Origin of the sequence: Mesorhizobium sp. Ca11, assembly GCF_020165275.1 — a bacterium.
Taxonomy (GTDB): Bacteria; Pseudomonadota; Alphaproteobacteria; order Rhizobiales; family Rhizobiaceae; genus Mesorhizobium.
Genome location: NZ_JAIUHU010000001.1, coordinates 1 through 26,957, shown reverse-complemented (window position 1 = coordinate 26,957; position 26,957 = coordinate 1). Strand labels below are relative to the sequence as shown.

Sequence of the window (26,957 nt, the reverse complement as noted above, 5' to 3'; positions counted from 1 at the left end):
GCCGTCAACGCGACGACCAGACCGGAAACAAGTCGCCGTCGGCCGGCGTCGCCGCATGGACGCCGCGGCTGATCGCGCGCGCCATGGTGGCGCCGGCGGCTGCGAACAGGTCGATCGCGGCATCGGCGCCGAGCTCGATGCCGCTCCTGCCGGTCGCCAGGGCAAAGACAAGATCGCCGTCGGCCGGCGTGTGCGTCGGCCAGATGGCGCGTGCGAAGCCGTCATGCGCCGAAATCGCCAGTCGCTTGGCCGCGGCCTTGGTCAGGACGGCGTCCGTGGCGATGACGGCGATGGTGGTGCTGCCGCCTTCGGCCTCGCCGCCCATTTGCCTGTCGCGGTATTTCAGCAGGATCTTTCTAGCATCTTCAGGCAACGGGGCCGGGTAGCCGAAGCCGCCGAACTCGTCGCCGATCTCGAAAGGCGCCGCCCAGAAATGGCGGCTGCGGCCGACCGTCACCGAGCCGGTCGGATTGACGGCGGCGAGCGCGCCGACGGTGACGCCGCTGTCAAGCACGGTCGAGGCGGAGCCCAGCCCGCCTTTGAGGCCGGAGGTCAGGGCCCCGGTGCCGGCGCCAGCCGTGCCGATGACAAAATCCACTGCTGCCGTCTGCACGGCCTCATAGCCGAGCTCGCGATAGGGCGGGTAACGGCCCCAATCCTTGTCGCCGCCATTGCGCAGGTCGAACAGGATCGCGGCCGGCACGATCGGCACGCGGAAGCCGCCGACCTCGACACCGATGTTCTTTTCGCGCAGCGCCGCCTGTACGCCCGAGGCGGCGTCGAGGCCGAAGGCGGAACCGCCGGACAGAACGACGGCGTGGACCATCGCGATCGAATTCTGCGGCTCGAGCAGGTCGGTCTCGCGCGTGCCCGGCGCGCCGCCCAGCACCTGGACGCCGGCAACCGCAGGCTCGTCGCACAGCACCACCGTGACGCCGGATTTGAGCCTGGCGTCGGCGGCATTGCCGACGCGAAGGCCGGCAACGTCGGTGATCAGATTGCGCGGACCGGTGCGGAACATCACTTATCCTCCAGCGGCACGAAATGCATGCCGTCGAAGCGGAAGAGGCGGAACGGGTTCTGGCTGAGATCGCCCTTGTCGTCGAAGCGGACGGTGCCGATCGCGGTCGCAAATTCACGGCCGGTCAACGCTTCGCCGAGCGGCTGCCCAGTGCTTTGCGCACCGGCCAGCGCGGCCTTGGCGACCTCGACCGCGGCATAGGCCGGAAGCGTGTAGCCGTCCGGCACGATGTTCTTCGCTGCGAAACCCTGCACCACCTTGGGATCGGCGATCTCCGACCATTCCGGCGGAGCGATCATCAGCGTGCCGACGGCATAGGGCACATCGCCCGGCGGCGTGCGCAGGTTTTCGCCGCCGGCAAAGGTGATGCCGGCATCGAGCTGGGCGGCGTCGCGGCCCATGATGGCGACATCCTCGCCGTCGCCGCCGGCGAACACCTTGGTCGCGCCGGCCTTCTTCAACCGGCCGATCAGCCCGATCTGGTTGTCGAGCTGCGGCCGGAACGTGTCGGTGAAGACCGGCTTCAAGGCAGCCTGCTCGGCTGCGGCGCGAAAGGTCTCGGCCATCTCGCGGCCATAGATGGTGCCGTCATCGACGATGGCGAACAGGTCGTCGCGCCAGAGCTGGATTAGCTTGGCGGCGACCGCATTGCGCTCGTCGTCGCCGCGCGGGCCGAGCCGGTAGACCGGCCAGCCGGTCTTGGCGCGCCGGTCGGTCAGGCTTTCGGTGCGCACGCCGACCGTGATGACCGGGATGTTGGCATCCTTCAGGATCGGCAGCGCCGCCTCGATCGCGTCGGTGCAGAGAAAGCCCACCACGACATTGACCTTGGCGTCGACGAATTCCTTCGCTGCTGCGGCGCCGCCATCGGCGGTGCAGGCATCGTCCACGGCCTTGATCGCGATGTCGTTCGCTTCCGCCGCAAGGCCGGCGCCGGCCTCGATCTGCTTGCCGAGGATCGCCGATGGGCCAGAAAGCGGCGCGGCAATGCCGACCAGCGTCTCGGCGTCGGCGCTCGCGGCCAGCGACAACCAGAGCAGCACGGCTGATGTCGTCGTGAGAAGACGCATTCGGGCTAAGAGATCCTCCATGCCGGGAATACAGTCCCGACACTATTCCAGAAAATGCCTAAAGGCTGGCTAAGCGCCGCGCAACACGCGAATTTGCGGATTGCGGTCAAGCACTTCGCCCATGCTATGCAACTTGTGGCGTGCAATATGCCGCCATATATAACGAACTGGTTTCGACAGGTGGACATCGGGTGCTGAAGATCAATGATATCGGGCCGCAGCATTATCGCGATGCGATGGCGCATTTTGCCGGCCATGTGCATGTGGTGACGACCGACGGGCCCGGCGGCAAAAGGGGCGCGACGGTGATCGCCGCCTGTTCGGTCTCGGACACCCCGCCGACGGTGCTGGTCTGCCTCAACCGCGAGAACGCCAAGAACGAAGCTTTCATCAAGAACGGCAAGTTCGCGCTCAACACCCTCGCATCGGACCAGGAAGCCGTATCGGTCGCCTTTTCCGGCATCACCGGCCTGCCGGTGGAGGAGCGCTTCGCGCTTGCCGAATGGGATGTGATCTCGACCGGCGCCCCGACGCTGAAAGGCGCGCTGGCCGTGTTCGACTGCGAGATCATCGATAGCAAGGACCTTGCCACCCACCGTGTGCTTTTTGGCAAGGTGACAGGCCTGCGCATCGGCGATAATTTGCGGCCGCTGATCTACCACAACCGCGGCTATCATTTTCTTTGAACGTGCAAGCGGGATCCACGGAGACAAGATGACCGCGCCGCGCCCCGCGCCGAAAACGATCGACGAAACGCTCGATCTTTTGACAGGCGCGGATTATGTCGCGGACCGTTCGCTGGCGACGGTGCTGTTTCTTTCACTGCGCATGAAGCGGCCCTTGTTCCTCGAAGGCGAGGCGGGCGTCGGCAAGACCGAGATCGCCAAAGTGCTGGCCGACACGCTCGGCCGCCGGCTCATCCGCCTGCAATGCTATGAAGGGCTCGACGTCTCCTCGGCCGTCTATGAGTGGAATTACGCCGCGCAGATGATCGAGATCCGCATGGAGGAGGCGGCGGGCAAGGTCGTCCGCTCCGATATGGAGCGTAACGTCTTTTCCGAGAAATACCTGATCCGCCGCCCGGTGCTCGACGCGCTGACCGGGAAGGCGGGTGCCGCGCCGGTGTTCCTGATCGACGAGCTCGATCGCACCGACGAAGCTTTCGAGGCGTTCCTGCTCGAGATTCTTTCCGATTTCCAGGTAACAGTTCCGGAACTTGGCACGATCAAGGCGGAAGAACCGCCGATCGTCATCATCACCACCAACCGGACACGCGAGATCCACGACGCGCTGAAGCGTCGCTGCCTCTATCACTGGGTCGACTATCCGAACGCCGAGCGCGAGCTGGAGATCGTGCGGCGCAAGGTGCCGCAGGCGAATCGCCGGCTCTCGGCGGAGGTCGTGTCCTTCATCCAGAAGCTGCGCCAGGTGGAACTGTTCAAGGCGCCCGGCGTTGCCGAGACCATCGATTGGGCCGGCGCGCTGACCGAGCTCGACAAGGTGGCGCTCGATCCGGAGACCGTGTCGGACACCATCGGCGTGCTTTTGAAATACCAGGACGATATCGCCCGTATCGGCGAGGGCGAGGGCCGGCGCATCCTCAATGAGGTGAAGGCCGAGCTGTCGGCGGCGGAGTAGGCGCGATGCCTGTGCCGCGTCCGGAACCCAAGGAAGCGCTCGCCGATGGGCGCATCGCCGACAACATCGTCTATTTCGCGCGTGCGTTGCGCAAGGCAGGCATGCGCGTCGGCCCGGCGTCGGTGAAGGACGCCATCGAGGCGGTGCTTGCCGCGGGCATCGGCTCGCGCGACGATTTCTACTGGACGCTGCATGCGGTGCTCGTCTCGCGGCGCGAGGATCATCCTGTCTTCGACGACGCCTTCCGCCTGTTCTGGAAATCGCGCGAGCTGATCGAGAAGCTGCTGGCGATGTTCTCGCCGGTTGCGCCGGACGATCGCGAAAAGCAGAAGCCGCGGGCTGCCGAAAACCGCGTCAGCCAGGCGATGTTCGAGGGCCATCGGAAGAATCAACCGGTCCGGGAAGTGCCGGAGATCGAGGTCGATGCGCGCCTCACCTTTTCCGGCAACGAGGTGCTGCGCGGCAAGGATTTTGCCCAGATGGATGCGGCGGAGATGGCCGAAGCCAAAAAGGCGATCGCGGCCTTGCGCCTGCCCTTCGATCTTGTCCGCACACGGCGCTTCAGGGCGGACGCGCAAGGGGGCCGCATCGATCCGCGCGCCATGATGCGCTCGGCCGCGCGCACCGGCGGCGAGCTTATCCTGCCGAAATTCCGGTCTCCGCGCGAAGCGCATCCGCCGCTGGTCGTTCTGGCCGACATTTCCGGCTCGATGAGCCAGTATACGCGCATCTTCCTGCATTTCCTGCATGCGCTGACGGAGAAGCGCCGGCGCGTGCACGCCTTCGTTTTCGGCACGCGGTTGACCAACCTGACCCGCCAGATGCGCCATCGCGATCCCGACGAGGCGTTGGCCGAATGCTCGACGGCGGTGAAGGACTGGTCGGGCGGCACCCGCATCGGCGACACGCTTGCCGAGTTCAACCGGCTGTGGTCGCGGCGCGTGCTGGGGCAGGGCGCCGTGGTGCTTCTCATCACCGACGGACTGGAGCGCGACGACGTCGCCGGCCTTTCGCAGGAGATGGAGCGGTTGCAAAAATCCTGCCGGCGGCTGATCTGGCTCAATCCGCTGTTGCGCTTCGACGGTTTTGAGGCCCGCGCCCGTGGCGTGAAAGCGATGCTGCCCTATGTCGACGAGTTCCGGGCAGTGCACAATCTCGACGCGCTGGCCGATCTTTGCGCTTCGCTCGACCAGCGGCGGGCGGCTTCGGTCGACCCGCGCCGCTGGCGGCAAGCTGGCGGGAGGCAGGCTGCGTAGCCATATGTTTCCTTGGCGGGAAACCAACGTTTACCGTAGGGACGACCAAGGTTTCCCTTGAAAAACAGACTTTGCGAGAAGCGACGATGGATGAGAGCATTTATCTCGACGAGGCCCGCGATCCGCTGATCATCGCGGAAGGCTGGATGAAGGACGGCAAGAATGTCGCCATCGCGACCGTGGTCGAGACCTGGGGTTCGGCGCCTCGCCCGGTTGGCAGCCATCTGGTCATTGACGCCGAGGGCAATTTCCATGGCTCGGTCTCCGGCGGCTGTGTTGAGGGCGCCGTGGTGACGGAGGCGATGGACGTCATCGACAGTGGCAAGGCAAAGATGCTGGAGTTTGGCGTCGCCGACGAGACCGCATGGCAGGTGGGCCTGTCCTGCGGCGGCCGCATCAAGGTCTATGTCGAGCGGCTGGGCTGATCGCAGATGGATCCCTACGTCCTGAAGACACTGAACGAAGAACGCCGCGCCCGTCGCGCCGCGGTGCTTGTCACCGACCTAGGCGACGGCCGCGACCGCATCGTGCGCGAGGGCGACCATGTCGCAGGCGATCTCGGGGCGGCGATCGCCATGGCGTTCCGCACCGGCAATTCGCAATCGGTGGAGGCGGAAGGGCGGACCTTTTTCCTCAATGCGCATCTGCCGCGCCCGCGTCTGGTGGTGATCGGCGCCGTGCATATCAGCCAGGCGCTGGCGCCGATGGCGAAGATCGCCGGCTATCCGGTCGAGATCATCGATCCGCGCACCGCCTTCGCGACCCCGGAGCGCTTTCCCGACGTTGCGCTACATGCCGAATGGCCGCAGGATGTGCTGAAACGCGCGCCACTCGACAGCTATACCGCCCTTGCCGCCGTCACCCACGATCCGAAGATCGACGATTTCGCGCTGAAGGCGGCGCTCGACGCCCGATGCTTTTACGTCGGGGCGCTCGGTAGTCGCAAGACCCACGCCAAGCGTGTCGAACGCCTGCTGGCACTCGGCGCCGGTGCCGACCAGATCGCCCGCATCCACGCGCCGATCGGCCTCGATATCGGTGCTGCCAGTCCGGCCGAGATCGCCGTCGCCGTCCTTGCGCAGACGATCCACGCCTTCCGCTCGCGCGGTCTCGAAGCAAAAGGCGCCGTGGCGTGAAATTCGGACCGGTGCCGATCGACGAGGCGGAAGGGGCGGTGCTGGCGCATGCGACCACCGCCGGCGAAAAACGCTTCCGCAAGGCGCACCGGCTGAGCCGCGAAGATATCGAGGCGCTCAAGGCGGCAGGCGTCGCCGAAGTCGTTGCGGCGGTGCTTGCCGAGGGTGATCTGGGCGAGGATGCCGCAGCCGCGAAGATCGCCGCCGCCATGCGTCACCGCAACATCGAGGTCAAGCCGGCCGCGACCGGGCGGGTGAATTTGCATGCGGAAGCCCCAGGCGTCTTTACCGTCGACGCCGCAATGATCGACGCCATTAATGCCGTCGATCCGGCCATCACCATCGCGACGCTGGCGCAGCACGCGCCGGTCGAGAAGGGACAGATGGTTGCGACGGTGAAGATCATCCCCTTTGCCGTCGCCGCAAGCCTGGTGGACAGCGTGGTGAGGATCTGCGCCGGCCGCGAGATCTTTGTCGTCAATGCCTATCGGCCCGTCACTGTCGGCGTTATCCAGACGGTGCTTCCCGGCGTTAAGCCGAGCGTGCTCGACAAGACGCTGCGCGTCACCGAGGCGCGGCTGGCGCGTTTCGGCGGCCGACTGACGGCCGAGCGGCGCACACCGCATGAGGTCGCGCCGGTCGCCGCGGCCGCAACCCAGCTGGCGCGCGACAATGACATGGTGGTGATCTTCGGCGCCTCGGCGATGAGCGACTTCGCCGATGTCGTGCCGGCCGCGATCGAGCGGGCAGGCGGTACCGTCGTCCGGGCGGGCATGCCGGTCGATCCTGGCAATCTGCTGGTGCTGGGGACGCTCGACGGCAAGCGCATCGTCGGCGCGCCCGGCTGCGCGCGCAGCCCGAAGGAGAATGGCTTCGACTGGGTGCTCGATCGCCTGGTTGCCGGGCTTGAAGTGACCGCGAGCGACATTGCCGGCATGGGCGTCGGCGGGCTTTTGATGGAAATCCCGACCCGGCCGCAGCCGCGCGAGCCGGCGCCGCAGCCGGCAAGGTCAGCGCTGAAAGTCGATATCGTGCTCCTGGCCGCCGGCCGCTCGAGCCGGATGGGCGGGCCGAACAAGCTTTTGGCGCTGTTCGACGGCGAGCCGCTTGTGCGCCGCACCGCCGGTCGTGCGCTGGGCTCGAAGGCCGCGGCCACCGTCGTCGTCACCGGCCATCAGCGCGAGCGCGTGCGTTCGGCGCTTGGCGGTCTTGGCGTGACATTCGCGGACAATCCGAATTTCGCCGATGGCCTCGCTTCGTCGTTGAAGGCGGGCATCGCGAAGGTCGCGCCCGATGCGGCCGGCGCCCTGATCGTGCTTGGCGACATGCCGGGCGTTTCGTCGGGGGACCTCGACAGCCTGATCGACGCGTTCCGCAGCTCCGACGGCCGCTCCGTGGTGCGCGCTTCGCACCAAGGCAAGCGCGGCAATCCGGTGCTTTTGCCGCGCTCGCTTTTCGCGGCCGTCGCGCAGCTCGAGGGCGATACCGGGGCGCGGCATCTGGTCGAGGCCGAGGGTCTCGACGTCATCGATGTCGAGATCGGGCAGGGCGCCTCGATCGATGTCGACACGCGCGAGGCGCTGGAAGGGGCGGGCGGCGTTCTGCAGGATTGACAAAGCGGAGCCGAATTTCGCATGCCTCTCGGCATGGCTTTGCGTTATCGACGTTTCTTCGCCCTGATCGCCGCGACGGCGCTGTCCCTCTCGGTCGCCGAGGGGCAAACGCTTTCGCTGAAATCGTTCAAGGACGATCTGTTCGCTTATCCGGCGACACTGTCGACGAGCGACAATGGCGCTTACACCGTCCTCGACTATCGCGAGATGCGCGACATCAACCAACGCGACGAGGTGCCGGAAAGGCGCGTACATGCGCAATACACCGATCCCGGGGTGCGCAAGGTGCAGCAGGACCTGATGCTGAAGACCGACGCCGGCGATATCAGGCATGTCGCGGTGGGCAGGACCGAGGGCGCCTCCATCATCGTTCTCTACCTGCATGGTCAAGGCGGCAGCCGCAAGCAAGGCGTGGACGACTTCACCTTCGGCGGCAATTTCAATCGCATCAAGAACCTGATGGCCGCCAACAACGGGCTCTATCTTTCGCCCGATTTCCCCGATTTCGGCGACAAGGGCGCGGCGCAGGTCGCGGCGCTCATCGACCACTATGCCGAGACATCGCCGAGCGCGAAAATCTTCGTCGCGTGCGGCTCGATGGGCGGGATCATCTGCTGGAAGCTCGCCGCGCGCAATGACACGGGCGGCCGCATCAACGGGCTGCTGCTGCTCGGATCGCTGTGGGACGACAGCTTTCTCACCAGCCCCGCCTTCAAGCGCCGCGTACCGGTGTTCTTCGGCCAGGGCAGCCATGACGTGGTCTTCCCGGTGGAGAAGCAGGAAGCCTTCTTCCGCTCGATTCTGGCCAAGAAGGCTTATCCGACCCGCTTCGTGCGCTTCGAAACCGGCACCCACGGCACGCCGATCCGCATGGTCGACTGGCGCGGCACGCTGAACTGGATGCTGACGAAAGCGCCGTGATTGCGCTGCAGCGCCTCAAGGCGCCGTGTTGTAGTCGATGACCGTCTGCGGATTTTGCTCGCCGTCATAGGATGCATCGACGTCATACTGGACGAGCGAGAAATCGCCGTTGCGGAAAAGGTAGGTTCCCGATGACGAGGCATCCCCCACACCACGCCATTTGTTGGATGTGGTGATGGTTTTTGTGTTGTCGTCATAGTCCGAGTTGGTCGCCCAGCCGCTGGTCTTGAACCCGATGATATGGATCGATTCGACCTTGCCTTCGCTGTTGTTGTTCTCATAGCGGATGTCGAGCTCCGGCTCGGTGAACTGCAACTGTGAGACGCCGTTGACGTCGTCGGTGATGTAGTAGACCGCCGTCTCGTTGTAGGCGGCCATCGAGCAGAAGAAGCGGAACAGCCGCGTCTCGCGCTCCGGGTCGCTGGGCTGGGCGTCCTTGTCCTTATAGTGGATGGAATGAGCCTCTGGCTCGCCGATCGGCTTGCCGTCAGGATCCTGCTTGTCGCACTGGTCGCCATAGGTGGCGAGGAAGGCCTTCTTGGCCTGCTCCAATGCCTCGTCCTTCTTTGGCGGCGGCGGACCGTCGCCGCAGCTTGCCGGCACGGCGCTGTCGAAATCCTCGGTCGACGGCTTCAACGCGCCCTTGTCGATGAAGATCGGCTGAAAGGGCGGCTCCTGGATCTGCGCATTGACCTGGCGGACCGTGTAGCAGCCGGCGAAAACCTTGGCCTCGCCTTTCTTGTCGGTCGCCTGGATGGCGACGGGGACGCTGTAATAGATGCTGCCGGCAGCACCGTCCTCCGAGATGGCGCCAGTCTTGACTTCGACCCTGTCGGTGCCGTCGTAACCCTTGACGAAGGCGTTGAAATCCTTTGCCGGCTTCGTATCGCCGAAATAGCCCCAGGCACGGGCGAATTCGTGACGGTTGATGGCGCTGTAAAGCGAGCGGACGACCGCATCGGCGCTTGATCGGTCATCGACATAGGGCGCATCCGCCGCGGACGCGGAATGCGTGAGGCCGGCCAATGAGAAAAAGACAGTCGCTGCGAAAGTGGCTCTTTTCATCGAATCCTCCGCTCGGTAACGAAAATACTACCACGGCGATTGCGGCGGCGCGGTGACGCCATAGCCACGGCCGCTTGAAGAATCGTGGCGGGAGGCGCTAGTTCACGGCCCGCGGCGCTGGGCCGCGTGGGGAGATTGCCCGTGACCATTTCCATGTACGACATATCGGTGGGCGTTTTTTCCGCCAGGCTGAAGGCGCTGGCCAGCGTCTTGACGGCGGCGGAGCAGAATGCCGGCGAACGCAAGATTGATCCGCAGGTGTTCCTCACGGCGCGGCTGGCGCCCGACATGTTCGCGCTGGCCAGCCAGATCCAGATCGCCACCGACCATGCCAAGGGCGCGCCGTCGCGGCTCGCCGGGCGCGAGGTGCCGAAATATGAGGACAATGAAGCGAGCTTTGCCGAGTTGCAGGCCCGGATCGCCAAGACGCTCGATTATCTGGCGACATTTGCGGCGGCCGATCTGGAAGGATCTGAGGACAGGACGGTCGAAGTGCGGCTCGGCGGCCGCGAAACCACGCTGCCCGGCCTGCAATATCTGCTGCACCTAGCGATGCCGAATTTCTATTTCCACGTCACCACAGCCTACGACATCCTGCGCCACAATGGCGTGCCGCTCAGCAAGCAGACTTTTCTCGGAAATCGTTGATGTTGAATGGCTTGGAGGTTCCCCGGGATTCCGGGAAACCTCTTTGGCTCAGCTCAGCGGATCGACATTTCGCGCGCGATGCGCGGAAAATCCGCCGGCTTGACGCCGATATCGGCGCGGTCCGCATTGCTCATCGCGTTCAGAAGCGCAAGCGCCGAGCGGTAACGCTGGTGTTCCTGCGGCCTCGGCCGAGCGAACATTTCAGTGAAGAACCCCATGACTCAGTTGCCCCAGTTGGTCCTCCCGACGCCAGCATATAGGCGATTTGTTAAAATTGTGCAGTGCAGCATTTGCATGGCTGCCATGCCGCGACAATTTTCCCGCCACAATCGATTTTCCGTGAAACTTTTCGGCAGGCTCGGCCGTAGGCACCCGTGCCGGCACATGGCTGGCTTTTTCCTCGCCACTCCTGGCGACCTTGCCGGACTGCCCGAATGAGCAGTCCGGCTTGTTATTTTCCGATGCCGTCTTGCCGGGCGGAAAAGCCGCCAATTGTCAATATCGCCAGAATTCATTCTTAACGAGAGCCCACTATGTTTGGCGGCATCACTGCATGCCGTCACGACAGGGAGGTTGAGATCGGCACCGGGAACAAGCTCGATTTCGCTTCGTTGCTCGACGACCTAGTCGTCGCCTCGGAGAAAGGCGAGGACGAGGGCGCCCGACCGTCCATCCCGTTTGATTATCTGTCCGTGGCCGATGAACTGCATTCCGGCCGCATCAAGGTCGCCGGCGAGAGCGTCGCCGCCGAATATCGCGAGTCCGCCGCCGACCTCGCTGCCGAGTTCGCAGCACTTCTCGACCAGGCGAAACTGACGCTTGCCGGCGAAGAGCAGTGGCCGGAGGAGAAGCTGCCGCCGATCGATCCCGAAGCGATCGCCGGCGAGCTCGGCCTCGACCGTCCGGCCAAGAACGCCGATTTCGGTCGCATCCGCCGTAACTTCGCCTTCGCCAACCATCCGGACCGGGTCGCGCCGCATCTGCGCCAGCGTGCCATGATCCGCATGCAGGTTGCCAACATGCTGATCGACGAGGCCAAGCGGCGGGCGCTGGCCGGGGCGAGGCGGTAGTTCCGAAATTGGCTGGAGCCTCTCCAATATTCGTCATCCTTGGGCGTAGCGACGCGAAGCGGAGCGCAGACCCAAGGATCCATTCCGTGACCTTCAACGTAGAGTGCAACGGTGCAGAATTCTGTAACCGCTGCAACGCTTTAGGGTAACGGAATGGATTCCAGGGTCTGCGCGCGTCGCTTCGCTCCTTGCTCCGCCCTAGAATGACGAACTGACTGACGCTTCGGCCAATCTCGAAACTGGGCGGCTTTGCAAAACGCAAGCGTTTTGCTCTATGTTCAACTTCCTCCCCGCGCTGTCCGCGCAAACCTCCCGCCGGAGAATTCCATGCATAAGCGCCGCCTCGGTCGGACCGATCTCCTTGTTTCGCAAATCTGCCTCGGCTCGATGACCTGGGGTCAGCAGAACAGCGAGGCCGAGGGCCACGCGCAGATGGACCTGGCGTTCTCGCGCGGGGTGAATTTCATCGACACGGCCGAGCTTTACCCGATCCCGCCCAAGGCAGAGACGCAAGGGCGAACCGAGAGGATCATCGGCAGCTGGATGAAGGCCAATCGAAACCGCGACAAGGTCATCCTTGCCTCGAAGGTGGTCGGCCGCACGGCCAACGCATGGTTCCGCGGCGATCGTCCGTCGAAGCTGGTGCGCGCCGACATTTTCGACGCGGTCGAGAAATCGCTGGCCAAGCTCGGCACCGACTATATCGACCTCTACCAGATCCACTGGCCGGACCGGGACATTCCGTGGGGTTCGAACCCGACGCGGATCGGAGCGGTGGCGCGCCGGGCCGATGCCGCAGCCGCGCCCGCAGACGAAACACCGATTGCCGAGACGCTCGCCGTCTTCCAGGACCTGGTGAAAGCCGGCAAGATCCGCCATCTCGGCCTATCGAACGAAAGCTCCTGGGGTGTCATGCGCTTCGTCTTCGAAGCCGAGAAGGGCTCCGGGCCGCGCGTCGCCTCGCTGCAGAACGCCTACAACCTCGTCAACCGCACCTTCGAGGTGAACCTTGCGGAGGTCTGCGAGCGCGAGGAGATCGCGTTTCTTCCCTATTCGCCGTTGGCGCAGGGTTATCTCACCGGCAAATACGATCATGGCGCGCGACCGCAGGGCTCGCGCTCGCAGCTGTTCAATCGAGGCCAGCGCTACGAGACGCCGAACGCGGCGGAGGTGCTGCTTCAGTACAATGAGCTGGCACGTTCCTTCGGCATGGAGCCGGCGCTTTTCGCCAACGCCTATGTGGCGAGCCGGCCCTTCGTGACCGCGAACATCGTCGGCGCGACCACGATCGCGCAGCTCGGGACGGCGCTGTCCTCGGTCGATGTCGCTTGGACGGATGAGATGCAGAAAGCGGTCGACGCCATCCACCAACGTGTCGGCAATCCGTGCCCTTAAGCGAGAAAAAACAAAGGGATGGAGACGATGGCAGAATTTCCGATCGAAGCCGTACGCGGCAAGTTTCCGGCGCTTTCGCTGACCGATGACGGGCGTCGCCGCATCTATCTGGACAATCCCGCCGGCACGCAGGTGCCGCTGACGGTAGCGGACGCAGTATCCCGCTGCCTGCTGACGACCAATGCCAATCTCGGTGGTTTCTTTGAAACGACGGTCGCGGCCCAAAAAGTGGTCGACGCTGCGCATGCCGCGATGGCCGATTTCCTGAACGCACCGAGCGTCGAGGAGATCGTCATCGGCGCCAACATGACGACGCTGACCTACCACATGTCGCGCACGCTTGGCCGGACGATGAAACCTGGCGACGAGATCATCGTCACGCGCATGGACCATGAGGGCAATGTCTCGCCCTGGCTGCAGCTTGCCGAGGATCTCGGCCTTGTCGTGCGCTTCCTGCCGTTCGACGAGCGGAGCTGGCAGGTGGAGGAGACGGCGCTCAAGGGACTGCTTTCGGAAAAGACGCGGCTTGTCGCGCTGAACTATGCCTCCAATCTCACCGGCTCGATCAACAAGGTGAAGGCGCTGACGGCGGCAGCTAAACAGGCCGGCGCGCTGGTTTATGTCGATGCCGTGCAATTCGCGCCGCACGGGCTGGTCGACGTGCAGGCGCTCGGCTGCGATTTCCTGATCTGCTCGGCCTATAAATTCTTCGGGCCGCATTTGGGCATATTGTGGGGCCGGCGCGACGTCATCGACGCGCTCCAGCCTTACAAATGCCGCTGCTCGTCGAACGTCCTGCCCGAGCGGTTCGAGCTCGGCACGCCGCAGATCGAGCTGATGGCCGGGTTGACGGCGGCAATCGACTATTTCGCCGATCTCGGCGCTGCCGCCGGCGAGAGCGGGTCGCGGCGGCAGCGGATCGCCAAGGCGTTCGAGGTCTCGATCGCTTACGAGAATACGCTTGCCCGGCAACTGATCGAAGGCCTGTCCGACATCGAGGGGCTGGTCATCCACGGCATCATCGATCCGGAACGCCTCGCCGAGCGGGTGCCGACCATTTCTTTCACCGTCGAAGGCATTGCGCCGGAAACGATCGTGCGGCAGATGAATGCCGAGAACATCTTCGTCTGGTCAGGCCACAATTATGCGTGGGAGGTCGTCCACCAGCTCGGAATACCCGCCGAGCAGGGCGTCGTGCGCATCGGCATCGCGCATTACAATACGGCGGCCGAGATCGAGGAGACGCTGGAGAGCGTGCACCGCGTGATCGCGATGCTGCGGCAGCAGCGCTCCTAGTTTTTTAGCTTTACGCAATTCCGGACGGAAAACCGCTACACACTTTCCTGGAATTGCTTCTAGCCCTGCTTGCCGCCGAAGCCGGTGAGGAATGCGGTGAGGTTGTCGCCGAGCGCATCGCAGAGATAGCCGCCTTCCTGGACGATGACCGTCGGCAGGCCTAGTCCGGCGATCGCTTCGCCGATGCGCGAGAAGCCTTGCATCGTCACCGATAGGCCGCCGAACGGGTCGCCCTCGAAAGCGTCGAGGCCGAGCGCCACGACCAGCGCTTCCGGCGCGAAGGCGCGGATGCGCTGGAAGGCCGTCGCCAGCGCTTCGAGAAAGGCCGCGTCGCCGGACTTGCGCGGCAGCGGCAGGTTGAGATTGTAGCCGAGGCCGGGACCTTCGCCGCGCTCGTCTGCATATCCCCAGAAGAACGGGTAGAAGCGCAGCGGATCGGCGTGCAGCGAGACGGTGAGCACGTCGGGGCGGGCATAGAAGATGCCTTGCGTGCCGTTGCCGTGATGCAGGTCGACATCGAGGATGGCGACGCGGGCGGCGTTCTTGCGCAGCACCTGCGCCGCGACCGCCGAATTGTTGATGAAGCAGAAGCCGCCGGCTACATCGGCGAAGGCGTGATGGCCGGGCGGCCGGCAGAGCGCATAGGCCGAAGGCGCGCCGGCCATCACCGCTTCGGCAGCTTCCACCGCGCTCCAGGCGCTCCACAGCGCGCTGTTCCAGGTTTCGGCCGAGATCGGGCAGGCGGTGTCGGCCATGTGGTAGCCGGCTTGGCCGACGGCGGAGGCCGGATAGGAGCCGGCGCGGGCGATCGGGTGGATGTTCGGGATGACTTCCGCCGAGGCGCCTTCGATGCGCTGCCAGCGCGCAAAAATGTGCTCGAGAAAATCGAGATATTCAGGCGTATGCACCGCCGCGATCGGGCCGAGCCCATGGTTGCCTGGGCGTTCGATCGTCGAGCCTGCCGATCTTGCGCCGGCTAACAATCGTTCAATCCGCTCCGGCTTTTCCGGGTTGGGCTGCGGCGCGCCGCTGGAGAGGAAAGCTTTCGGGTCATGGCGCTTCTGCTCCTCGGCATAGAAGGCTTTCATCGTCATTCCTCCGGCGTATCGGCAAAGGCGAAAAAGGCGTCGCCGACGATTTTCTGCACCTGTTCATAGCTCGACCGGCCGATGCCCAGCCTTTCGTAGAAGGCCTTGGCCGTCTCATTGTCGGTATCGACGGACAGCCTCAGATAGCTACCCCCCGCCGCGCGGCACTCCTTCGCAACGCGTCTGAGCAGTTTTTCACCGATGCGGCGGCCGCGGAAGCGATCGTCGACATAAAGGTCCTGCACATAGACGCCAGGACGGCCCATCCAGGTCGAGAAGATCGGAAAATACAGGCAAAGCCCGGCAAATTCGCCGTCGATCTCGGCGATCAGGGTCGAGAAGGCGGGTTTGGCGCCGAAGCCGTAGCGGCGCAGGTCCTCGGGCGTCGAAGTGATTTCCTGATGCGCGCCGATATCGGTACCGAGGCGCAGCAGGGCGGCATGGATGGTTTCGACATCATCAATGGTGCCGGGGCGGAGGGTGATTGGTGCCGGCATCAAAACACCTTTTTCAGCCTTCCACCGGCAGGTCGAGCTCCGCGGCGAGCGCCTCCAGCGAATCGCCGATGATGGAAATCATCTCGCCGATCTGGTCTCTGGTGATGATCATCGGCGGCGCCACCATGAAATTGTCGCCGTCGACGCCGCCCTTGACCTTGCGGCCATAGATGATCAGGCCGCGCGCATAGGCGTGGTCGAGCAGGCGCTGCGTCGCCTTGCTGGCCGGATCGATGGGCCTCAAAGTCTCGGGATCGGCGACCATTTCGGCGCCGGTGAGCAGGCCCTTGCCGCGCACGTCGGCGATGAAGGGGAAGCGCTTTTGCAAGCCCTTCAACTCTGCCATCAGCACCTCGCCCATCGCGGCGGCGTTGGCGATGAGGTCGAGCCGGTCCATCTCGCCGAGCACGGCGAGGCCGGCGGCGCAGGCCAGCGGATTGCCGGCATAGGTATGGCCGTGCTGGAAACCGCCGGAGGCCAGCAGCGGCTCGACCAGGCGCATCGGCGCGGCGAGGGCGCCGAGCGGCGCGTAACCCGAGCCCAGCCCCTTCGAGAGGGCGACGATGTCGGGCCTGCAGTTCCAGTGGTCGCCGCCGAGGAACTTGCCTGTCCTGCCGGCGCCGCTCATCACCTCGTCATGAATCAGAAGAATGCCGTAGCGGTCGCAGATTTCGCGGATGCGCGGATAGTAGCTGTCAGGCGCGACAAGGGCTGCGGTCGCGGCACCGCCGACCGGCTCCATGATGAAGGCCAAAACGCTTTCCGGCCCTTCGGCGTGAATCTTCTCCTCCAGCATGTCGGCATAGCGAAGGCCGCGCTGCTCCATCGAGAGATTGTCGCGGTCGCGCCAGGCTGTGGGTGCAGGCACTGTCGGCATCACCTTCATCATCGGCGTGAAGGTTTCGGCGAGCGCATCGTCGCCGGTGACGGAAAGCGAGCCCAGCGTGCCGCCATGATAGGAGGGGAAGCGGGTGATCACCTTCCAGCGCTTCGGCTGGCCGGTGGCGACCGCCCATTGGCGGGCGAGCTTGATGCAGGATTCGGTCGCTTCCGAGCCGCCCGAAACGAAGAAGATGCGGTCCATGCCTTCGGGCAGCTTGCCGGCCAGGGCGCGCGCAAGCTCCTCGGCGGGCTCGTTCTCAAAATGCAACCGGTAGGCAAAGGTGGTCTTGTCCATCTGCCGCTTCATGGCGTCGAGCACGTAGCGGTTGGAGTGGCCGATATTGGCGACCATCGGCCCGCTCGAGCCGTCGATGTAGCGGCGGCCGTCCTTCGTCCAGAAATAGATGCCCTCGGCGCGGTCGACGAGCGGCCGGCGCAGGCTGGAGAGGTAGAACAGGTGCGACGGCGGCCGCGCTTCGGCCTCTGCTACGGGCTGGACTTCCAGTTTCGACATGTCAGGACTTTCCGAGATATCGGTCGAGAACATTTTTGGTCACGCGTTCGACCATCGCGTCCTGCCTTAGCAGGCCGGCGACCCATTCGCAGCTTCCGGCGTGGAAGACCTCGCCTTTGCCGCGCGGGAAATTGACGATCATGCCGTTGCCGCGCTTGACCTTGTCGAGATTGGCGTCGCTCGCCTCGCCGAACAACGTCTCGGCGGTGAAGCGGCCGTCCTCGTCGGTGAGGAACTGGTCCTCGATCGGGATGTCGGCGCTTTCCTCGACCTGGCTCGCCATGCCGACGGCCAGCACCTGCAAGCCGTCCGGCGCGCCGCTGGTCGCGGTCGGGTAGGGCAGGCCGCCGCGGATCTCGAAATCGAGGCCGTCGACTTCATAGCCATAGACATGGCTGTCGGCGCCGAGCAGGTCGCCGTAATAGATGCCGGTGCCGGCGAATGCCCAGTGCTCGGGACGGTAGACCGGAAAGCCGCGCACGCCGCGCGGCGCGCAGCCGCCCCAGCCGGCATAGACGCCTCGGGTCGCATTGAGGCCGAAGGTGGCGCTGCCGGGGCGGCCGATCTCGGGCGCTTCCCAGGAATTGGTTGCGCGGGTGACGTCGCCGCCGCGATAGGCGGGGTCTTCCGCGCGTGCCTTGTATTTGTAGCAGACTTGGCGGCGGCCTTGGTCCTCCAGCCGCGTCTGCCACATGAAATTGCCGGCGAAGCGCGCCGCATGCCCGCCGCGCTCGACATAATTGTCGACGGCATCGCGCATCTCCCAGGTCCAGTATTCGTCGTGGCCGACGAAGACGACGCAGTCGTAGCCGTCGAGGATTTCGGGCGAGAAATGGAGCTCGTGCTGGCTGGCGAGATCGACCTGATAGCCGGCGCGCTCGGCGAAGCGAAAGAAATGGCTGTCATAGCTCGCCCAGCCCGAAGAGGCATATTTCTTCGAATGTCCAGTGGCGTAGGCCCACTCCATATGCGGATAGCGTGGCACGGTCCTCGCCGGCACCGCGACTTCCAGCGGCACGCGCGGCGCATCCTTGGGCAGCACCACGAAGCCGCGGCACCACGGCCGCTGCGTCGACACCGTGGTGGCGTATTGATCGCGACTGGGGCCGGTGATGCCCTGATAGTGGTTCGAGCCACCCCAGGTGTTGTAAGCGAGCCAGGTGCCGGTAGCGGCGACCTGCAGCAGGCGGCCGGGCTTGCGGCCGGGCAGGGGTGTGACAATGAAGAGATGATGGCTGTGGATCGGCGTGCCGTCGCGGCCTTCGGCCGAGAGCGTCACGCGATAGGCGCCGGACGGCCAATCGTCGCCGACACGGAATTCGAACGAAGCCTCCCAGCCGCAGCCTTCGACTGAGCATTGGTCGGGCGTATCCTGCCAGCGCGCCAACAGGCCCGCTCCCTCGAAGACTATTGTTTCGTTGTCGCCGTCGCGAATGATGGCGAGGCTGAAATGCGGCGCCGACGCGCTGACGAAGAGCGTTACCGTCTCGCCGGGGCGATAGGAAAACCGGTCGCTGTAGCACCAGATCTCGCCGCTCGGGCCATCCATTCCCGGCCATTCGTAATAGTGGCCGCGCACCGCCTCGCGGCGCTGCTCGGGCGTCAGCCCGAAATCGGGGAATTCACTGGGCAGTTGCGTCAAGGAACACCTGAGGTCACGAGGCCGTCATTGAGACCATTGGCCGCCCAAGCGTCAAATGGAAAGCATCGGGCCAGCGCGCTCGCGCTTGGCCGCCGCCGGCAAACCAACTATTCATGCTGAGGCGACATTCTCGCCGAGGAGCCGACATGCTGCGTGTGCAAAAGGTCAAGGTCGACGACATCTACGTGCCGACGGCGCGGCGCAAGACGCTGCATCCCGAGACGGTGCGCCATCTCGCCGAGGATATTCTCGAAAACGGCATGAAGACGCCGATACAGGTGCGGCACGACGGCAAGCGCCACATTCTGGTCGAGGGGCTGCATAGGCTCGAAGCCGCGAAATGGCTCGGCGAGACCGTGATCGACGCGTATCTCGTGCAGGCCAAGCGCCACTGATCCTTCTTCTTTGGAGTCGCCTGCCGAGGCGCTTCCACTCTCCCTCGAATTATTTAGCGGGCCATGTCGGCTTGGGTTCTCCCACCGCGTCCTTGAGGCAACGCAAGCGGAGAGGAGACTGAAATGCCCAAGACCCTGTTTTTCGCCATCCTTGCTTCGGCAATGACCCTCATAGCCTCGCCGAGCGCAAAATCCGAGGAGACCAAGCCTGCCATGACCAGTGAAACCAAGGCTCTCTTGAAGCCGGAAAAATCCGGCCTGCTGCCGATCGACGGCGTGAACTACTACTACGCCGTCTACGGCAAGGGCGAGCCGCTGCTACTTTTGCATGGCGGCCTGGGTTCGAGCGACATGTTCGCGCCGATCCTGCCGAAATTTGCCGAACATCGCACGGTGATCGCCGTCGACCTGCAGGGACATGGCCGCACCGCGCTCGGCGAACGGCCTTTCGGCCTTGAGGCGATGGGCGACGATATGGCGGCCATCGTCAAGGCGCTCGGCTACGACAAGGTCGACGTCATGGGCTATTCGCTTGGCGGCGGCGTCGCCTTCCGCATGGCCGTTCAGCATCCGGAGGCGGTGCGTCGGCTGGTCATGGTGTCGACCGGCTACGCCGCCAACGGCTTCTATGACGAGATGCGTCCGCAGCAGGCGCAGGTGAGCGCGGCGGCCGCCGAGTTCATGAAGGACACGCCGATGTACAAATCCTATGTCGCCGTGGCGCCGAAGCCCGAGGATTTCCCAAAACTGCTCGATGCGCTCGGCGCCTTCATGCGCAAGGACTATGATTTCTCGGCCAACGTGCCGAAGCTGAAGATGCCCGTCATGCTCGTCTACGGCGACAGCGACATGTACAAGCCCGAGCACGAGATCAAGTTCTTCCAGATGCTCGGCGGCGGATTGAGGGACGCCGGCTGGATGCGCGAGCACCTGTCGCAGAACCGGCTGGCGATCATCCCCAACCGCACGCATTACGACGTGTTCTTCGCGCCGGAACTGGTCGCCAGCACGCTGCCGTTCCTCGACGGTGTCACCAAGGTGAAGACCTGGGACGAGATCGTCAGCGAATGAATCCTGGCCGCTGGCCGCCTGAGGCAGCCGGCCAGCGGCATCAGCTCAAGCGATCGTATCCCATCAATGTTTTTTGATTGACCCTGCCATGCCGGCCACTAGGGTGCCCGGCATTTCCTCGAGGCAGGTGTCTGGTGATGACCAAGTATGAGGGCGGATGCCTTTGCGGCGCGGTGCGCTACAGGGCCGAGGCCGAGCCGATCAACGAACGCATCTGCCATTGCCGCATCTGCCAGAGAGCGATCGGCGCCGCCTTCAATGCGCGACTTCTGTTTCGCATCGACGATGTGACCATCGAAGGACCGGTGGCGACGATCAATTCCACGCCTGACCTCAAGCGCGGCTTCTGTCCGGTTTGCGGCACGACTTTGTTTTCACGCCGCGATTCCAGGGGCATTCTCGGCATCACCTCCGGCTCGCTCGATGACCCGTCGCTGTTCAAGCCCGACATGCATTTCTGGACCGCCTCGAAGCAGCCCTGGGTGATGCTCGACGATGGCCTGCCGCAATATGAAGGCGCGCCGCCAGCGTAGCTTCTTCCTTCTCCCCTTGTGGGAGAAGGTGGCCGAGCGAAGCTCGGTCGGATGAGGGGTGTTCCAGAGAATACCAGCGTCTCACTCCGCTGGAACACCCCTCATCCGTCTCGGCGCTTGCGCGCCGATCCACCTTCTCCCACAAGGGGAGAAGGAAGAAGGCCTGCACAAAAATTTCATCTTCGATTCACGACATAGCCGGCAAAGCGTCATTGGCGGGCCATCTTTGGCTGCCTATCTACGCGCTATGCGGGAAGGCATCGAGGAGGCGACGGATGAGCGAGAGCATCAACACCCTGGACGAGCTTTTGAACGACCCGATGGTCCAACTCGTGATGGCGCGCGACCGCGTGCGCCCGGCCGAGCTTCGCCTGCTTCTGGAAAAGGCTCGCGACAGGGCGAGTGATGATTCCCGCATCGACCAGGCTTCGGTGCCGCCCGCGCATGTCGTGGCAAGAAGCTGCCTGAAGCAGTGGCTCTACCGCTGAGGCGACCCGGGTCAGCTCGAATGAGCGGGCAGGTAGCTGTAATGATTGCGCAAATAGGCGAGCTTGAAGCCGAGCCGGTCGTAGTTGCGATAGGCCGGCCCGTCGCGGTCGGGGCGCGGCGCCTCGATATCGGCGACAAACAGTTTCGCGCCGGCGGCTATGCCGTCGCGGACCAGCCTTTCGCCAAGCATGGCGTCAAGATCGAAGCTCGGCGCCATGATGCCCGGTACCGGCGCGTCGATGCCGCTCCAGGCGGCCCCGTCTGAGATGAAGAGCGAGCGCACGGCGGCGACCGCGCCCCTGCGTTTCAGCATGTAATGATGCCAGCCCTTGCGATCGACAAGCGCCATCAGCCAGGGCGAGGTGGGGAGCCTGTATTTGGCATCGATGAAAGATGCCCACTCCGAAGCTGTCCTGGGCGTGACCTCCTCGATCACCAGATCGTCAACCGGGATCAGCGGGTCGCTCGGGAAAAGCGGTTCGTCCGCCAGCGGCGTCGCGTCGCGATAGATGCGCTCCCAGCCGCCTTGCTGCTGCATCCCGCGCGCTTCCAGCCAGCATCTCAGCCGCGACGGCTCAGTGTGTGGATTGGTATAGAACCACGGCCGCCTGATGCCGGCATCGCGGTAATGCGCGAGCAACGTGTCGACCTGTTCTTCCGTCGCCGGACCATCGACGCCGATATTCTTCACGCAGTTGAAATGGATGAACGGGATCGTCGTGCAGGTGGTCCAGACAAGATCGCCGTCCTTGTCAATCGTCAGCCCTTGCCGGGCCGCGAAATCCGCCGGCGCCGCCTCGTAGAGGTCGAGCCAGGCAGCGACCTCGGCGCGCTCGATGGCGCGGCTGGTATCACGCGACACCTCCTCGATCGTGATTTCTGCAGCATGCGTTTCCGGCGGCGTGACCGGCTCCAATTCCGAGAGGGCGGCGGTCGACATCGTGATGCTCCTCCGATTTGCCTTACAGTGTAAGATTAGCGGAGAATAATATGGCGGCGCCAGTTGTCAAGCAGGATTAGCGGCACCTTACAAATCCGTGAGTTGGAATCACGCTATCGTGAGGCTAAGCCTGTCCTCCAGGCTTTTCGAATGACGATTCACTTTTTGCCCCCAAGAACGATTGGGGCACGGGGAAAGGACCGGAATGACAGACGTCTGCACGCAAGGGTTGGATACCGGCTTTGTCGGCCTGGGTTATGCCAAGGTGGCATTTCTCGGCATCGTGCAAGGCATCACCGAATTGCTGCCGATTTCGTCCACGGCGCATATGCGCATCGTGCCGGCCGTGCTCGGCTGGCAGGACCCCGGCTCGGCCTTCTCGGCCGCTATGCAGCTGGCGGCGTTGGCGGCGGTGGTCAGCTATTTCTGGAGCGATGTCAGGGACGTGCTGTTCGGTTCGGTTGCGGCGATCTCGCGGCGCAATTTCGGCGACCGCTATTTCCGCCTGGCGATCAGCATCGTGCTTGCCACCGTCCCGATCGTCATTGTGGGCCTCGCGCTTTCCGGCGTGCTCAACGCCTGCAACTCGCCGCTGCGGGGGCTCGCCGTCATCGGCTGGGCCTGTATCGCCATGGCGGTCCTTTTGGCGCTCGCCGAGATCTTCGCCAGCCACAAGCTGATGCTGCGCCAGGCATCGATCCTCGACGCGCTGCTTGTGGGCGTCGCCCAGGTCGGCGCGCTTATTCCCGGCGTTTCGCGCTCGGGCTCGACGCTGACGGCGGCGATGGGGCTGGGCTTCGCCCGGCCCGAGGCGGCGCGCCTTTCCTTCCTGCTCGGCCTGCCGGCCATCGCACTGGCCGGCCTCAAGGAGCTCTATGAACTGCACAAGGTGCATCTCGATGGGCATGGTTGGTCGATCCTGGCCGTCGGCCTTGTCGTCGCCTCGATCTCGGCTTTCTTCGCGATCTGGGGGCTGATGCGCGTGCTCGAGCGCTTCTCCGCCTGGCCGTTCGTCATCTATCGCGGCCTGCTCGGCGTGGTGCTGCTGATCGGCGTCGCGACCGGCTGGCTTATCTAGAGGTCTCGGCCCACTCCGCTATATCGACGCCGACGCCCGGAAGCGCTGATGGATCTTGGGACTCTGCTGCAATCCGTGCCATTGCTTGCGACGCTGGTGAAATCGGCGGCGCCGGCGGCAATTGGCGCCGGCATAGGCCTCGGCCAATGGCTGGCGGCGCTGCCGCCCTGCCGCAACCAGGTTTTTGAGAGCGCGACCTATCTGGTCTGCGAAGCCGACCCGAAGCATTTTTCCATCGAGCTGTTCTGGAAGAACAAGGACGGCGATCTCTACCGATCGCTGCACAATCTGCAAAGCGCGCAGCAGGCGACGGGGCGCACCATGCTCTTCGGCATCAATGCCGGCATGTATCATCCCAACCTCGCGCCGGTCGGCCTCTATGTCGAGCGCGGCAAGCAGGTCACGCCAGCCAGGACCGGATCGGGCACCGGCAATTTCTCCATGCAGCCCAACGGCATCTTCTATATCAGCGCCGGCAAGGCCGGGGTTCGCGCGACCAAGGATTATCTGAAGCGCCCGCCGCGCGTCGACTACGCCACGCAATCCGGGCCGATGCTGGTCATCGACGGCAAGCTGCATCCGAAATTCCGTTACGACGGCACCTCGCGCAAGATCCGCGATGGCGTGGGCGTGCGCGCCGACGGGGTCGCGGTCTTCGCGATCTCGAATGATGTCGTGACCTTCCACGAATTCGCGCGGCTGTTCCGTGACCGGCTTGGCTGCCCGAACGCGCTCTTCCTCGATGGCTCGATCTCGAGCCTCTATGCGCCCGGGATCGGCCGCAACGATGATTTCTGGAATCTGGGGCCGATGATCGGCGTGTTCAGGCGCTAGCCAAGAAGCTCGCTTCGGCGCCATCCCGAATCATCCGCTCGCGCCAAAAGTAAATTTTGATTCAAACTTTGTTGGTAATTTCTCATTAGGAATGGCGTTTCCGGCGGCGCTGTTCCTGCCTTCGGTCTGTTTTGTTTTGCGTACAGGTCAAGATGCGGATATTTGGCGTCGTCAGTTTCGTGCTCGCATCGCTTTGCCTCGCCGGCTGCTCGTCTACGTCCGGCGTCGATGCTTTGCAGATGCCGTCCAACGAGACGACGAGCTCGGTCGTGCGGCCAAGCGCGCCGGTGTCGAAGGGCGCGAGGACAGCCGTCGCCGAAAGAACCGTCGAGACCGCATCGATGTCGGGCGCCGCGCGCATCAAGCCGCCGGCGCCGTTGCTAGACGAAAACAATGCGATCCCCGACGACGAGAACGCTCGCCCCGGCGACGAGAACTCGCGCCCATTCGGCCTTGCCGAGGAGGAGACGGTGAACTTCCCGGCGGCCGATCTGCCGGAGAGTGTCGAGCCGCCGGTGCAGGAGGCAGCACTCGTCTCGCCGCCGAAGCGGCTGTCGCGCGCCGCGCCCGCGATGCTCGCCGGTCCGGTCACCCGCTATGCGTTCCGCGACGCCAAGCCGATCAATTTCGGCCGTTCCTCGCCGCGCCACCTTGCCGTTCACGGCGTCGACGTCTCGCGCTGGCAGGGCAACATCAACTGGGGAAAGCTGCGCGCCCAGGGCGCCAACTTCGCCTATATCAAGGCGACCGATGGCGGCGACCATCTCGACCCGATGTTCATGAAGAACTGGCGCAACGCCGATGCCGCCGGGCTGAAGCGGGGCGCCTATCACTTCTTCTACTGGTGCCGCACCGCCGGCGAGCAGGCCGACTGGTTCATCCGCAACGTGCCGAAGGTCGACGGCGCGCTGCCGCCGGTCATCGACGTCGAGTGGAACGGCGAGTCTTCCTGCAAGCGGCGGCCTTCGCGTGAAAAGGTGCTGGAGAAAATGCAGGTGTTCATGGACAGGCTGGAGCGCCACTACGGCCAGCGGCCCATCATCTACACCAGCCCCGATTTCTATCGCGACAACCTGCGCGGCGCCTTCCTGGATTACCCGTTCTGGCTGCGCGCTGTGGCGGCGCATCCGTCAAAAGTCTATCCGGGCCGCAGGTGGCTGTTCTGGCAATATTCCGGTTCCGGCCTGTCGCATGGCGTCAGCGGCCGCATCGACCTCAACGTCTTCCATGGCGACGAGCGCCAATGGCGCGCCTGGCTGGGCGGCGGGCAGATGGTGGCCGACGCCGATTGAGGCGGAGTTTTCCCTTCTCCCCTTGCGGGAGAAGGTGGCCGCGAAGCGGCCGGATGAGGGGTGCTTCAGCTTGATGCAGACCTTCGCAAACGACTGATGATCGCCAGCATCTCACTCCGCTGGAATCCCCTCATCCGTCTCGGCGCTGCGCGCCGACCCGCATTCTCCCATAAGGGGAGTAGGGGAAGCACCGGCGCCTCACGCGCGGGCGTCGGCCGGTGAGGTCGATGGCAATTTCGGCATTTCGCTAACCATGCGCTCACCCTGTCTCTTAGAGGTGCGGCAACGGGCTTCCGGTAACGTGTCCGTGATCGCATTTCGGAGAGGTTTCGATGCGCAAACTGATTGTTACTGCCGCTTTGGTAGCCGCCGTCGGCTACGGATTTTTCAATTCGCACATGCGGGGCAGCGAGCCCAAGGACAATGTGGTCGCCTACTCCACCACCGACGCGGCGATGCAGGGCGCCAAGGCCAAGGGCCATTCGACGCTGCCGCGCTTCCATGAACTGATAGCCGCACGCACGCCTGGCACCTACACCGTGAAATTTCCGCTGACCCAGAACGGCGCCACCGAGCATATCTGGATGCAGCTTGTGGCTTTCAGCGACGGCCGCTTCGTCGGCCTGCTGGCCGACAAGCCGGTCAATGGCAACCAGTACAAGATGGGCGATCGCATGACGGTGGCCGAGGCCGACGTCGAGGACTGGATGATCCGCAACGGCGGCGACGTCTATGGCGGCTACACGGTGCGCCAGGCGCTGGCGGATATGCCGAAGGAACAGGCGGCGAAATACGGGATCGCGTTCAAGGATTGAGCGCTCTTCTCCTTCTCCCCCTGGGGGAGAAGGTGGCCGCGAAGCGGCCGGATGAGGGGTGTTCCAGCTTGATGGACACCTTGCCGGTTGGGGGCGCCGCAGCAAGATCGCCAGCCTCTCACTCCGCTGGAACACCCCTCATCCGTCTCGGCGCTGCGCGCCGATCCACCTTCTCCCACAAGGGGAGAAGGAGAGGGCGCTCATGCCTCGGCCCCGCGCGGTCGTCATCCTCGGGCTTGACCCGAGGATCCATGCCGAGACCCCGGCGAAGTGTGCAAACGGAGCAGAATTCTGAACCGTTGCAACGCGTCGATGTAACGGAATGGCAACTGTGTTCACGCGAATGCGGTTTTGTCGCGAATGATAGCGTTGAGGACGACCAGGAGCTTCCTTGCGACGGCGATGATAGCGAGCTTCTTGGAGCCCGACCGGGCAGCAAGTGCGGTGTAGAAGGTCTTGAAGCGCTCACAGGTTCGAATGGCAGTGAGGGCTGCCATGTAGAGGGCGCGGCGCACACGTGATCGCCCGCCCTGAATCTGACTCCTGCGGTTGAGCTTGCCGCTCTTGTTGTCGAACGGGGCAAGGCCGACCAGTGCAGCGATTGCCTTGGGTGAGCGCTTGCCGAGCTCGGGCAGGAGCGCCAGCAGCGAGAATGCGCCGACCTTGGAGACACCGGGCACAGAGACCATCAGCGCCTGGTCGCGAGCGGCGTCCTGGTTTTGACGAATGACGTCGGCGATCTGACTTTCGAGCGCCTT

General features: G+C 64.2%; 29 protein-coding genes. 19 read left to right on the top strand and 10 right to left on the bottom strand.

Annotated features, from left to right (window positions below; translation table 11 throughout):
* Positions 1-4: 4 nt before the first annotated feature.
* Together LB538_RS00145 and LB538_RS00140 are read right to left on the bottom strand one after the other, a co-directional pair.
* Complete coding sequence (locus tag LB538_RS00145) at positions 5-1,021, bottom strand: P1 family peptidase (protein ID WP_224525677.1); 1,017 nt, start codon at positions 1,019-1,021, stop codon at positions 5-7.
* The gene (locus LB538_RS00140; RefSeq protein WP_224525679.1) at positions 1,021-2,091 is read right to left on the bottom strand and encodes a branched-chain amino acid ABC transporter substrate-binding protein; all 1,071 of its coding nucleotides are present in this window, start codon (positions 2,089-2,091) and stop codon (positions 1,021-1,023) included. Before LB538_RS00140 ends, LB538_RS00145 begins: the two co-directional genes overlap by 1 nt.
* A 191-nt stretch (positions 2,092-2,282) precedes the next feature.
* Here LB538_RS00140 and LB538_RS00135 point away from each other — a divergent pair, with 191 nt between their 5' ends.
* From LB538_RS00135 to LB538_RS00105, 7 genes are all read left to right on the top strand, one after another.
* Positions 2,283-2,777 (top strand): flavin reductase, encoded by a 495-nt coding sequence (locus LB538_RS00135; protein WP_095765215.1) that lies wholly within the window; start codon positions 2,283-2,285, stop codon positions 2,775-2,777.
* Positions 2,778-2,805: 28 nt separating this feature from the next.
* The gene (locus tag LB538_RS00130) at positions 2,806-3,729 is read left to right on the top strand and encodes an AAA family ATPase (protein WP_224525682.1); all 924 of its coding nucleotides are present in this window, start codon (positions 2,806-2,808) and stop codon (positions 3,727-3,729) included.
* Positions 3,730-3,734: 5 nt separating this feature from the next.
* Positions 3,735-4,985 (top strand): vWA domain-containing protein, encoded by a 1,251-nt coding sequence (locus LB538_RS00125; RefSeq protein WP_224525685.1) that lies wholly within the window; start codon positions 3,735-3,737, stop codon positions 4,983-4,985.
* A gap of 86 nt (positions 4,986-5,071) precedes the next feature.
* Positions 5,072-5,410 (top strand): XdhC family protein, encoded by a 339-nt coding sequence (locus tag LB538_RS00120; protein ID WP_224525688.1) that lies wholly within the window; start codon positions 5,072-5,074, stop codon positions 5,408-5,410.
* A 6-nt stretch (positions 5,411-5,416) separates the two neighbouring features.
* Complete coding sequence (locus LB538_RS00115) at positions 5,417-6,121, top strand: XdhC family protein (RefSeq protein ID WP_224525691.1); 705 nt, start codon at positions 5,417-5,419, stop codon at positions 6,119-6,121.
* Positions 6,118-7,734: an NTP transferase domain-containing protein gene (locus LB538_RS00110; protein ID WP_224525692.1), complete on the top strand. Its 1,617-nt coding sequence runs from the start codon at positions 6,118-6,120 to the stop codon at positions 7,732-7,734. Before LB538_RS00115 ends, LB538_RS00110 begins: the two co-directional genes overlap by 4 nt.
* A 33-nt stretch (positions 7,735-7,767) precedes the next feature.
* Positions 7,768-8,655, top strand: a complete 888-nt coding sequence (locus tag LB538_RS00105) for an alpha/beta hydrolase (protein ID WP_411908986.1) — start codon at positions 7,768-7,770, stop codon at positions 8,653-8,655.
* A 15-nt stretch (positions 8,656-8,670) separates the two neighbouring features.
* On the opposite strand, the gene LB538_RS00100 is transcribed toward LB538_RS00105, so the two are convergent.
* The gene (locus LB538_RS00100; RefSeq protein ID WP_224525697.1) at positions 8,671-9,720 is read right to left on the bottom strand and encodes a DUF1176 domain-containing protein; all 1,050 of its coding nucleotides are present in this window, start codon (positions 9,718-9,720) and stop codon (positions 8,671-8,673) included.
* Between the two features lie 141 nt (positions 9,721-9,861).
* Between LB538_RS00100 and LB538_RS00095 the strand changes: the two genes are divergently transcribed.
* A complete protein-coding gene (locus tag LB538_RS00095; protein ID WP_224525700.1) occupies positions 9,862-10,368 on the top strand; it encodes a DUF1993 family protein in 507 nt (168 codons plus the stop codon).
* Positions 10,369-10,421: 53 nt separating this feature from the next.
* On the opposite strand, the gene LB538_RS00090 is transcribed toward LB538_RS00095, so the two are convergent.
* Complete coding sequence (locus LB538_RS00090; protein ID WP_140546832.1) at positions 10,422-10,586, bottom strand: DUF1127 domain-containing protein; 165 nt, start codon at positions 10,584-10,586, stop codon at positions 10,422-10,424.
* 315 nt (positions 10,587-10,901) lie between these two features.
* Here LB538_RS00090 and LB538_RS00085 point away from each other — a divergent pair, with 315 nt between their 5' ends.
* The 3 genes from LB538_RS00085 (at position 10,902) to LB538_RS00075 (ending at position 14,129) form a co-directional block, all read left to right on the top strand.
* Positions 10,902-11,438 (top strand): hypothetical protein, encoded by a 537-nt coding sequence (locus LB538_RS00085; protein ID WP_411908978.1) that lies wholly within the window; start codon positions 10,902-10,904, stop codon positions 11,436-11,438.
* Positions 11,439-11,765: 327 nt separating this feature from the next.
* A complete protein-coding gene (locus LB538_RS00080; RefSeq protein ID WP_095765223.1) occupies positions 11,766-12,833 on the top strand; it encodes an aldo/keto reductase in 1,068 nt (355 codons plus the stop codon).
* Between the two features lie 27 nt (positions 12,834-12,860).
* Positions 12,861-14,129, top strand: a complete 1,269-nt coding sequence (locus LB538_RS00075; protein WP_224525702.1) for a cysteine desulfurase-like protein — start codon at positions 12,861-12,863, stop codon at positions 14,127-14,129.
* A 59-nt stretch (positions 14,130-14,188) separates the two neighbouring features.
* Here LB538_RS00075 and LB538_RS00070 read toward each other — a convergent pair whose 3' ends face one another.
* From LB538_RS00070 to LB538_RS00055, 4 genes are read right to left on the bottom strand one after another with little or no spacing between them, the layout of a single operon-like run.
* Positions 14,189-15,217, bottom strand: coding sequence for a histone deacetylase family protein (locus LB538_RS00070; RefSeq protein WP_224525704.1), 1,029 nt, complete (start codon positions 15,215-15,217; stop codon positions 14,189-14,191).
* Positions 15,218-15,219: 2 nt separating this feature from the next.
* Entirely contained in the window at positions 15,220-15,714 is a 495-nt protein-coding gene (locus tag LB538_RS00065; protein ID WP_224525707.1) for a GNAT family N-acetyltransferase, read from the bottom strand.
* Positions 15,715-15,727: 13 nt separating this feature from the next.
* On the bottom strand, positions 15,728-17,110 hold the full coding sequence (locus LB538_RS00060) for an aspartate aminotransferase family protein (RefSeq protein WP_224525709.1): 1,383 nt from the start codon (positions 17,108-17,110) through the stop codon (positions 15,728-15,730).
* Position 17,111: 1 nt separating this feature from the next.
* A complete protein-coding gene (locus LB538_RS00055; RefSeq protein ID WP_224525711.1) occupies positions 17,112-18,752 on the bottom strand; it encodes a N,N-dimethylformamidase beta subunit family domain-containing protein in 1,641 nt (546 codons plus the stop codon).
* Between the two features lie 146 nt (positions 18,753-18,898).
* Here LB538_RS00055 and LB538_RS00050 point away from each other — a divergent pair, with 146 nt between their 5' ends.
* The 4 genes from LB538_RS00050 to LB538_RS00035 all read left to right on the top strand — a co-directional run bounded on the left by LB538_RS00050 (position 18,899) and on the right by LB538_RS00035 (position 21,239).
* Positions 18,899-19,147: a ParB N-terminal domain-containing protein gene (locus tag LB538_RS00050; RefSeq protein ID WP_140856941.1), complete on the top strand. Its 249-nt coding sequence runs from the start codon at positions 18,899-18,901 to the stop codon at positions 19,145-19,147.
* 123 nt (positions 19,148-19,270) lie between these two features.
* Positions 19,271-20,218 carry an alpha/beta fold hydrolase gene (locus LB538_RS00045; RefSeq protein WP_224525712.1) on the top strand — a complete coding sequence of 316 codons (948 nt, stop codon included), beginning with the start codon at positions 19,271-19,273 and terminating at the stop codon, positions 20,216-20,218.
* 137 nt (positions 20,219-20,355) lie between these two features.
* Positions 20,356-20,751, top strand: coding sequence for a GFA family protein (locus tag LB538_RS00040; protein WP_095765229.1), 396 nt, complete (start codon positions 20,356-20,358; stop codon positions 20,749-20,751).
* Between the two features lie 275 nt (positions 20,752-21,026).
* A complete protein-coding gene (locus LB538_RS00035; protein ID WP_095765230.1) occupies positions 21,027-21,239 on the top strand; it encodes a hypothetical protein in 213 nt (70 codons plus the stop codon).
* 11 nt (positions 21,240-21,250) lie between these two features.
* Here LB538_RS00035 and LB538_RS00030 read toward each other — a convergent pair whose 3' ends face one another.
* Complete coding sequence (locus tag LB538_RS00030) at positions 21,251-22,180, bottom strand: hypothetical protein (RefSeq protein ID WP_224532800.1); 930 nt, start codon at positions 22,178-22,180, stop codon at positions 21,251-21,253.
* A 205-nt stretch (positions 22,181-22,385) separates the two neighbouring features.
* On the opposite strand from LB538_RS00030, the gene LB538_RS00025 reads away from it, so the two are divergent.
* The 4 genes from LB538_RS00025 (at position 22,386) to LB538_RS00010 (ending at position 26,199) form a co-directional block, all read left to right on the top strand.
* Complete coding sequence (locus LB538_RS00025) at positions 22,386-23,258, top strand: undecaprenyl-diphosphate phosphatase (protein ID WP_224532799.1); 873 nt, start codon at positions 22,386-22,388, stop codon at positions 23,256-23,258.
* Between the two features lie 48 nt (positions 23,259-23,306).
* Entirely contained in the window at positions 23,307-24,092 is a 786-nt protein-coding gene (locus LB538_RS00020; protein ID WP_224532797.1) for a phosphodiester glycosidase family protein, read from the top strand.
* 152 nt (positions 24,093-24,244) lie between these two features.
* A complete protein-coding gene (locus LB538_RS00015) occupies positions 24,245-25,384 on the top strand; it encodes a GH25 family lysozyme (RefSeq protein ID WP_224532794.1) in 1,140 nt (379 codons plus the stop codon).
* Between the two features lie 332 nt (positions 25,385-25,716).
* Entirely contained in the window at positions 25,717-26,199 is a 483-nt protein-coding gene (locus LB538_RS00010; protein WP_095765235.1) for a DUF2314 domain-containing protein, read from the top strand.
* A gap of 335 nt (positions 26,200-26,534) precedes the next feature.
* Here the strand turns inward: LB538_RS00010 and LB538_RS00005 are convergent.
* Positions 26,535-26,957 (bottom strand): transposase (locus tag LB538_RS00005; protein ID WP_224560527.1); only part of this gene is annotated, 423 nt, incomplete at its 5' end.